This window comes from Enterovirga sp., from assembly GCF_028290205.1.
Lineage (GTDB): Bacteria > Pseudomonadota > Alphaproteobacteria > Rhizobiales > Beijerinckiaceae > Enterovirga.
In genome coordinates, this window is record NZ_JAQGKF010000226.1 from 21,223 (window position 1) to 28,010 (window position 6,788).

Sequence of the window (6,788 nt, forward strand, 5' to 3'; positions counted from 1 at the left end):
TACGTCAGAGCCGGCGAGGAGCCCGAGGGAAGATGTACGCTTTCGAGTACCTGAAGCCCGCGAGCGTCCAGGACGCGGTGGCCCAGCTCGCGGCCCATCCCGAGGGCAAGTTCCTGTCCGGCGGCCACACGCTGATCCCGGCCATGAAGCTGCGGCTCGCCGGGCCGGCCGCGCTGGTCGACCTGAACGGGCTCGACGAACTCCGGGGCATCCGGCGCGAGAGCGACACGCTGGTCATCGGCGCCCTGTCGCGCCACCGCGAGGTCGCGACCTCCGACGTGGTGCGGGACGCCATTCCGGTCCTGGCCGAGATGGTCGGAACGATCGGCGACCCGGCCGTCCGCCACCGGGGCACCATCGGCGGCTCGATCGCCAACAACGACCCGTCCGCCGATTACGCGGCCGCCGTGATGGCGCTGGCCGCGACGGTGGTGACGGACCGCCGCCGCATCGAGGCGGAGGAGTACTTCCAGGGCCTGTTCACGACGGCGCTGGAGGAGGGCGAGATCGTCACCGCCGTCGAGTTCCCGCTGCCCCGCCGCATGGGCTACGCCAAGTTCCGCAACCCCGCCTCGCGCTATGCGCTGTGCGGCGTGTGCGTGGCCGAGACCGCCGGCGGCGAGGTGCGGGTCGCGGTGATCGGCGCCGGCGCCAACGGCGTGTTCCGGCCCGCCGAGTTCGAGACGGCCCTGATGTCCGACTTCTCGGCCAAGGCGCTCGAGGGCAAGACCGTGGACCCGTCCGACATGGCCTCCGACATCCACGCCGACCAGGATTACCGGGCCCATCTCGTCGGGGTGATGGCGCGCCGGGCGGTGGCTGCGGCCCGATAGGCCGGGCCGCATTGTCGCGGCCGGGGCGACCCGGCCATCCCGATCTCCACGGCCGCTCCGGCCAGCTCCGGACCCCCGGTCTCGCCCGGGCCTGACCTCATGACCCATCTGCCCCGCTCCATCGACGCCACGCAGGCGCTGCTCGAAGGCTCCGGCTACGTGGCCGACCGGGCGCTCGCGACGATCCTCTTCCTGTCACTGAAGCTCGGCCGGCCCCTCTTCCTCGAAGGGGAGGCCGGCGTCGGCAAGACGGAGATCGCCAAGGTCCTGTCCGGCGCGCTCGGCCGCGATCTCATCCGGCTGCAATGCTACGAGGGGCTGGACGTCGCGTCCGCCCTCTACGAATGGAACTATGCCGGGCAGATGATGGCCATCCGCCTGGCGGAGGCGGGCGGCGGCGGGGCCGGGCTCGACCGCGCGGCCCTCGAGAGCGAGCTGTTCTCGGAGCGCTACCTCGTGCGGCGGCCGCTGCTCGAGGCGCTGCAGCCGCACCCGGCCGGCCCGCCCGTTCTCCTGATTGACGAGCTTGACCGGGCGGACGAGGCATTCGAGGCCTTCCTCCTGGAGATCCTGTCCGACTTCCAGGTCACCGTGCCGGAGCTCGGCACCATCCGGGCGGCCGCCCCGCCGATCGTGGTCGTGACCTCCAACCGCACGCGCGAGATCCACGACGCTCTGAAGCGCCGCTGCCTCTACCATTGGGTCGGGTACCCGGACGCGGCGCGCGAGTTGGCGATCCTGCACAGCCGCGTACCGGGGGCGGGCCAGCGGCTCGCGGCCGAGGTCGTCGGCTTCGTTCAGGCCATCCGCAGCCAAGAGCTGTTCAAGGCCCCGGGCGTGGCCGAGACGCTGGATTGGGCACAGGCCCTCGTGGAACTCGACGCCGTGGCGCTTGACCCGGAACTCGTCGCCGACACGATGGGCGTGCTCCTGAAATACCAGGACGACATCCAGCGCATGCAGGGCTCGGAAATCCGACGTGTGCTGGACGAGGTTCGCGCCCAGATGGGCGCCGCCGTGGGAGGAAGCTGATGCAGACCGATCGCCCGGAGATCGAGGCCGCCGTGCAGCTCTATCTGGACGCTCTCCATGAGGGGGACGCGGACAAGCTCGCGACCGTGTTTCATGAGACCTGCGCGCTCACCTGGGAGCAGGATGGCAAGATCGGCCGCTGGACCCGCGACCAGTGGCTCGACGTGGTGCGCAAGCGCCCCTCGCCGAAGCGCGAGGGGCTGCCCCGGCACGACGAGGTCCTGCAGATCGACCAGTCGTCGCCCGGCTCCGCGTTCGTGAAGCTGCGCTGCGCCATCCCGCCCCGCTTCTTCACGGATTACCTGAGCCTCCTCAAGATCGACGGCCGCTGGCAGATCGCCCAAAAGGTCTTCGCCACCCGCCTGGACGCGGCGGCGCCGGCCGCATGAGCGGCGCGGCCCGGGCAGCTCGACCCCGGTCGGGCCGGCGGGTGGCGGCGGCACGGTGAGCGCGGGCGAGACCGGCGGCCACCTGGCCGACAACATCCTGCTCTTCGCGCGCGTGCTGCGGGCGGCCGGCCTGCCGGTCGGCCCCGGCGCCGTGATCGACGCGGTGGCGGCGGTCGAGGTGGCCGGGATCGCGCGCCGCGACGATCTCTACTGGACCTTGCACAGCGTGTTCGTGACGCGCCACGAGCAGAGCGCCGTCTTCGAGCCGGCCTTCCGGCTGTTCTGGCGCCGGCGTGGCTTCGTCGAAAAGCTGCTCGCCGAGATGTCGCCGGTGGCCCCTCCGGAGCGGTCCCGCGAGACCCCGAAACCGGCGGAATCGCGCGTGCTGGAGGCCATGCGGCCACGAGCCGAGCCGCGCAGCCAGGAAGGGGTGGAGCGGGAGGTGTCCGCCCGCCTCACCACGTCGGATCGCGACGTCCTCAAGACGCGCGACTTCGCCCAGATGAGCGCGGCCGAGATCGCGCGGGCGCGCCGTCTGATCGACGGGCTCGTGCTGCCGGACGACGCCCGCCCGATCCGTCGCCTCGCCTCCGATCCGCGGGGCGAACGGGTCGATCTCCGGGGCAGCCTGCGGCGCTCGCTCCGGGGCGGCGGCGCCGCGATCGAGCTCGCCCGCCGGTCGCGGCTGTCCCGGCCGCCCCCGCTCGTCGCGCTCGTCGATATCTCCGGGTCTGTGGCGGAATATTCGCGCCTCTTTCTCCACTTCCTGCACGCGCTCGCCGAGCGCCGCCGGCGGGTGCAGTCCTTCGTCTTCGCAACCCGGCTCACCAACGTGACTCGCGATCTCGCCCACCGAGACCCGGACGACGCGCTCGCCCGGGCCTCGTCGCGCGTGAACGACTGGGAGGGCGGCACCCGCATCGCCTCGGCCCTGCACGAGTTCAACCGGACCTGGTCGCGCCGCGTCTTGGGGCAGGGCGCCGTGGTGCTGCTGTTCACCGACGGGCTCGAGCGTGAGGTGGGCGAGGACCTCGCCTTCGAGGCGGATCGGCTGCGCCGCTCGTGCCGGCGCCTCGTCTGGCTGAACCCCCTCTTGCGCTTCGGCGGCTTCGAGGCGCGGGCCGGCGGCATCCGGGCCCTGCTGCCCCACGTGGACGAGTTCCGGCCCATTCATTCGCTCGCCTCCATGGAAGACCTGGTTCGGGCGCTGGGCGGCCCGGCCGGCACCGCCGCCGCGGCGGATCCGCGCCGCTGGATGCGGGCGGCGTGACCGGTCTCGTCTTTGTCACGGCGGCTCTCGCCGAAATCGGCGGCTGCTTCGCGGTCTGGGCCGTGTTGCGGCTCGGTGCGCCGGGCTGGTGGCTGCTGCCCGGCTTCGCCTCGCTGGCAGCCTTCGCCTATCTGCTGACGCTGATCGATGCGCCGGCCGCCGGCCGCGTCTTCGCCGCCTATGGCGGCGTCTATATCGGCGCCTCGCTCCTCTGGCTGTGGCTGGTTGAGGCGTTCCGCCCGGACCGCTACGATCTCCTCGGAGGCGCATTGTCGCTCTTGGGCGCGGCCGTCATTATCCTGGCGCCCCGCGCCGGCTGAGAGGCGCTCGCGGGGGTCGGGCGCAGGACGTCGGCCGGGGCCGCGTTCACGCCCGCTGGAGGATCCTCGCCGTGATTCCTGCCATCCGCGTCCTCGCCGCGACCTTCGCGGCCGCTCAGCTCACCTGGCCCGCCCATGCCCAGGAGGGCGGCATCGCCAGGCCCAACCTGATCCTGAAAGAAGCGGTCGAGGGGATGCCCCGGGGTGCGACCCAGGAAGTCAGCGTCATCACGGCCACCTTCAAGCCGGGGGACAGGACGGTGTTTCACACCCACCGTTTCCCGGTCACCGTGTATGTGCTGGAGGGTGCGTTCACGCTGCAGCTTGAGGGCCGGCCGGATGTGGTCGTGAAGGCCGGACAGGCCTATGTGGAGCCGCCGAACGTCAAGATGACCGGCCATAACCGCAGCGCCACCGACACGCTGCGGGTCGTGCTGGTCTATGTGGCCGAGCCGGGGACGCCCTTTCTCGACCTGCATCAGCATTGAGGGGCAGGGGGCTGCGGCGCTCGCGGTCCGCCGGACCGAGCACCATCTGAGCGAGGCCGAAGGGCCGGGAGGCGACATCATGCTGTCCACTGAATCCGATCTCCTGCGGGAGGCCGAAGCCTGGGCGCGTGCCGGGCGCGGGGTCGCCCTTGCGACCGTTGTCGAGACCTGGGGCTCGGCGCCGCGGCCCGTCGGCAGCCATCTCGTGATCGACGGCGAGGGCCGGTTTCTCGGCTCCGTCTCGGGCGGCTGCGTGGAGGGCGACGTCCTCACGGAGGCCCAGGACGTGATCGCGGACGGGCGGCCCCGGATGATGGAATTCGGCGTCGCCGACGAGACCGCCTGGCGGGCCGGGCTCTCCTGCGGCGGTCGCATTAGGGTCTATCTCGAGAAGGTTGCCTGACCGGATGGACCTCGCTCTTCTGTCCGAGCTGAACCGCGAGCGCGCGGCCCGCCGCGCCGCCGTGGTGGTGACCGATCTCGCGACCGGGGCCGCCCGACTCGTTCGCGCGGAGGCGGCCGAGGCGGATCCGCTCGCGCCCGACGTTCTCGAGGCGCTGCGAACCGGACGGAGCGGGCTCGTCGCGGACGGCACCGTCTTCCTCACCGTGCAGGTGCCGCCGGTCAGGCTGGTCGCCATCGGGGCGGTGCATATTAGCCAGGCGCTGGCGCCGCTCGCGCGGGGCCTCGATCTCGATGTCACGGTCGTGGACCCCCGCACCGCCTTCGCCTCGCCCGAGCGCTTTCCGGACGTGCCGGTTTTGGCCGAATGGCCGGACGAGGCGCTGCCAAAGCTCGGCGGGCTCGACCGTTACACGGCCGTCGCCTGCCTGACGCACGACCCCAAGATCGACGATCCTGCTCTCGCGGCCGCCCTCCGGGCCGAGTGCTTCTATGTCGGCGCGCTCGGCTCCCGTCGCACGCATGCGAAACGCGTCGAGCGGCTGACCGTGGCCGGGTTCGGGCCGGACGAGATTGCCCGCATCCGGGCGCCGATCGGGCTCGATATCGGCGCGATCAGCCCGGCCGAGATCGCGATCGCGGTGCTGGCCGAGATCGTCTCGGCCCTGCGCCAGGACCGGAGGCGGGCGGGTTGATCTTCGGCGAAGTGCCGGTCGAGGAGGCGGTGGGCGCGCTCGCCGCCCACAGCCTTCGGGCCGAGGGGCTCGTGCTCCGCAAGGGCAACGTCATCACTGCCGAGGCCGTGGAGCGGCTGCGCGCCGCCGGCATCCGGACCGTCGTGACGGCGCGGCTCGAAGCGGAGGATGTCGGCGAGGACGAAGCCGCCGGCCGCCTCGCGCAGGCGGTCGCGGCGGACGGGGTGCGGGTCGAACGTCCCTTCACGGGCCGCAGCAACCTGTTTGCCCGGGAGGCCGGGATCCTGGTCGTGGACGCAGCCGTGATCAACGCCGTGAACGCCGTCGACGAGGCCGTCACCCTCGCGACGCTGCCCGCCTTCAAGCCCGTCGTCGCGGGCGAGATGGTCGGCACGGTGAAGATCATCCCTTACGGCGTCGCCGGCGCGGTGCTCGACCGCGCGCTCGCGCGGGTCTCGGGCGGCGGCGCAGTCCGGGTGGCGCCCTATTGCGTGTCGCGGGTCGGCGTGGTGTCGACATTGACGCCGGCCCTCAAGCCCACCGTGGTCGCCAAGACGCTGGCGGCGCTCGGCGACCGGCTCGCCCCGGCCGGCGCGGCCGTGGTCGCGGCGGTGAGTTGCCCGCATGACGAGGAGGCCCTGCGGGCCGAACTTGCCCGGCTCGCGGCCGGGGAGGCGGAACTCGTGGTCGTCTTCGGCGCCTCGGCCATCGCCGACCGGCGCGACGTGATCCCGGCGGCGATCGAGGCCGCAGGCGGCGAGGTCGAGCATTTCGGCATGCCGGTGGATCCGGGCAACCTCCTGCTGGTCGGCCGCATCGGCACGAAACCGGTGATCGGCGCCCCGGGCTGTGCCCGCTCGCCCAAGGAGAACGGCTTCGACTGGGTCCTCCAGCGGCTCCTGGCCGGGCTCGCGGTGCGGCGCGCCGACATCACGGCGCTCGGGGTCGGAGGCCTTCTGATGGAGATCGTGTCGCGGCCGCAGCCCCGCGAAGGCGGCGAGCCGGACAGCGAGCCGTGAGCGTCGCGGCCATCATCCTGGCGGCCGGGCGGGGCACCCGTTTCGGCGGCACGCCCAAGATGCTGGCCGAGTATGACGGCCGCAGCTTCGTGCGCCGCGCAGCCGACGCCGCGCTCGAAGGCGGGGCTGAGCCGGTGATCGCGGTGCTGGGCCACGAGGCGGACCGGGTCAGGAGGGCCCTGGCCGGTCTCGACGTGATCCTGGTGCCGAACCCGGCCTACCCCGAGGGGCTCTCGACCTCGCTGCGGGCCGGCTTCGCGGCGCTGCCCGACGGCACGGAGGCGGCGCTGGTTCTGCTCGGCGACATGCCGCTTGTCGGGCCGGACCTGGTCGCCGGCCT

At 72.6% G+C, this 6,788-nt stretch carries 10 protein-coding genes; all 10 read left to right on the forward strand.

Annotation, left to right across the window (positions count from 1 at the left end):
• Positions 1 to 32 precede the first annotated feature (32 nt).
• Positions 33 to 833 carry a xanthine dehydrogenase family protein subunit M gene (locus JWR86_RS15725; RefSeq protein ID WP_299567295.1) on the forward strand — a complete coding sequence of 267 codons (801 nt, stop codon included), beginning with the start codon at positions 33 to 35 and terminating at the stop codon, positions 831 to 833.
• A 99-nt stretch (positions 834 to 932) separates the two neighbouring features.
• Positions 933 to 1,865 carry a MoxR family ATPase gene (locus JWR86_RS15730; protein WP_299567296.1) on the forward strand — a complete coding sequence of 311 codons (933 nt, stop codon included), beginning with the start codon at positions 933 to 935 and terminating at the stop codon, positions 1,863 to 1,865.
• Entirely contained in the window at positions 1,865 to 2,254 is a 390-nt protein-coding gene (locus tag JWR86_RS15735; RefSeq protein WP_299567297.1) for a nuclear transport factor 2 family protein, read from the forward strand. Before JWR86_RS15730 ends, JWR86_RS15735 begins: the two co-directional genes overlap by 1 nt.
• 55 nt (positions 2,255 to 2,309) lie before the next feature.
• Positions 2,310 to 3,524, forward strand: a complete 1,215-nt coding sequence (locus JWR86_RS15740; protein WP_299567299.1) for a VWA domain-containing protein — start codon at positions 2,310 to 2,312, stop codon at positions 3,522 to 3,524.
• Complete coding sequence (locus JWR86_RS15745) at positions 3,521 to 3,844, forward strand: YnfA family protein (RefSeq protein ID WP_299567300.1); 324 nt, start codon at positions 3,521 to 3,523, stop codon at positions 3,842 to 3,844. Before JWR86_RS15740 ends, JWR86_RS15745 begins: the two co-directional genes overlap by 4 nt.
• A gap of 71 nt (positions 3,845 to 3,915) precedes the next feature.
• Positions 3,916 to 4,332, forward strand: a complete 417-nt coding sequence (locus JWR86_RS15750) for a cupin domain-containing protein (RefSeq protein WP_299567301.1) — start codon at positions 3,916 to 3,918, stop codon at positions 4,330 to 4,332.
• 79 nt (positions 4,333 to 4,411) lie between these two features.
• On the forward strand, positions 4,412 to 4,735 hold the full coding sequence (locus JWR86_RS15755) for an XdhC family protein (RefSeq protein WP_299567303.1): 324 nt from the start codon (positions 4,412 to 4,414) through the stop codon (positions 4,733 to 4,735).
• Positions 4,736 to 4,739: 4 nt separating this feature from the next.
• On the forward strand, positions 4,740 to 5,429 hold the full coding sequence (locus JWR86_RS15760) for an XdhC family protein (protein WP_299567304.1): 690 nt from the start codon (positions 4,740 to 4,742) through the stop codon (positions 5,427 to 5,429).
• The gene (locus JWR86_RS15765; protein ID WP_299567305.1) at positions 5,426 to 6,448 is read left to right on the forward strand and encodes a molybdopterin-binding protein; all 1,023 of its coding nucleotides are present in this window, start codon (positions 5,426 to 5,428) and stop codon (positions 6,446 to 6,448) included. The genes JWR86_RS15760 and JWR86_RS15765 overlap by 4 nt, the downstream gene beginning before the upstream one ends.
• Positions 6,445 to 6,788 (forward strand): nucleotidyltransferase family protein (locus tag JWR86_RS15770; RefSeq protein WP_299567306.1); only part of this gene is annotated, 344 nt, incomplete at its 3' end. The genes JWR86_RS15765 and JWR86_RS15770, both read left to right, overlap by 4 nt.

Bases quoted from the DNA above. Each gene is read 5' to 3' on its own strand.
- JWR86_RS15725 (WP_299567295.1), top strand. From the start codon at position 33: ATGTACGCTTTCGAGTACCTGAAGCCCGCGAGCGTCCAGGACGCGGTG.
- JWR86_RS15730 (WP_299567296.1), top strand. From the start codon at position 933: ATGACCCATCTGCCCCGCTCCATCGACGCCACGCAGGCGCTGCTCGAA.
- JWR86_RS15735 (WP_299567297.1), top strand. From the start codon at position 1,865: ATGCAGACCGATCGCCCGGAGATCGAGGCCGCCGTGCAGCTCTATCTG.
- JWR86_RS15755 (WP_299567303.1), top strand. From the start codon at position 4,412: ATGCTGTCCACTGAATCCGATCTCCTGCGGGAGGCCGAAGCCTGGGCG.
- JWR86_RS15760 (WP_299567304.1), top strand. From the start codon at position 4,740: ATGGACCTCGCTCTTCTGTCCGAGCTGAACCGCGAGCGCGCGGCCCGC.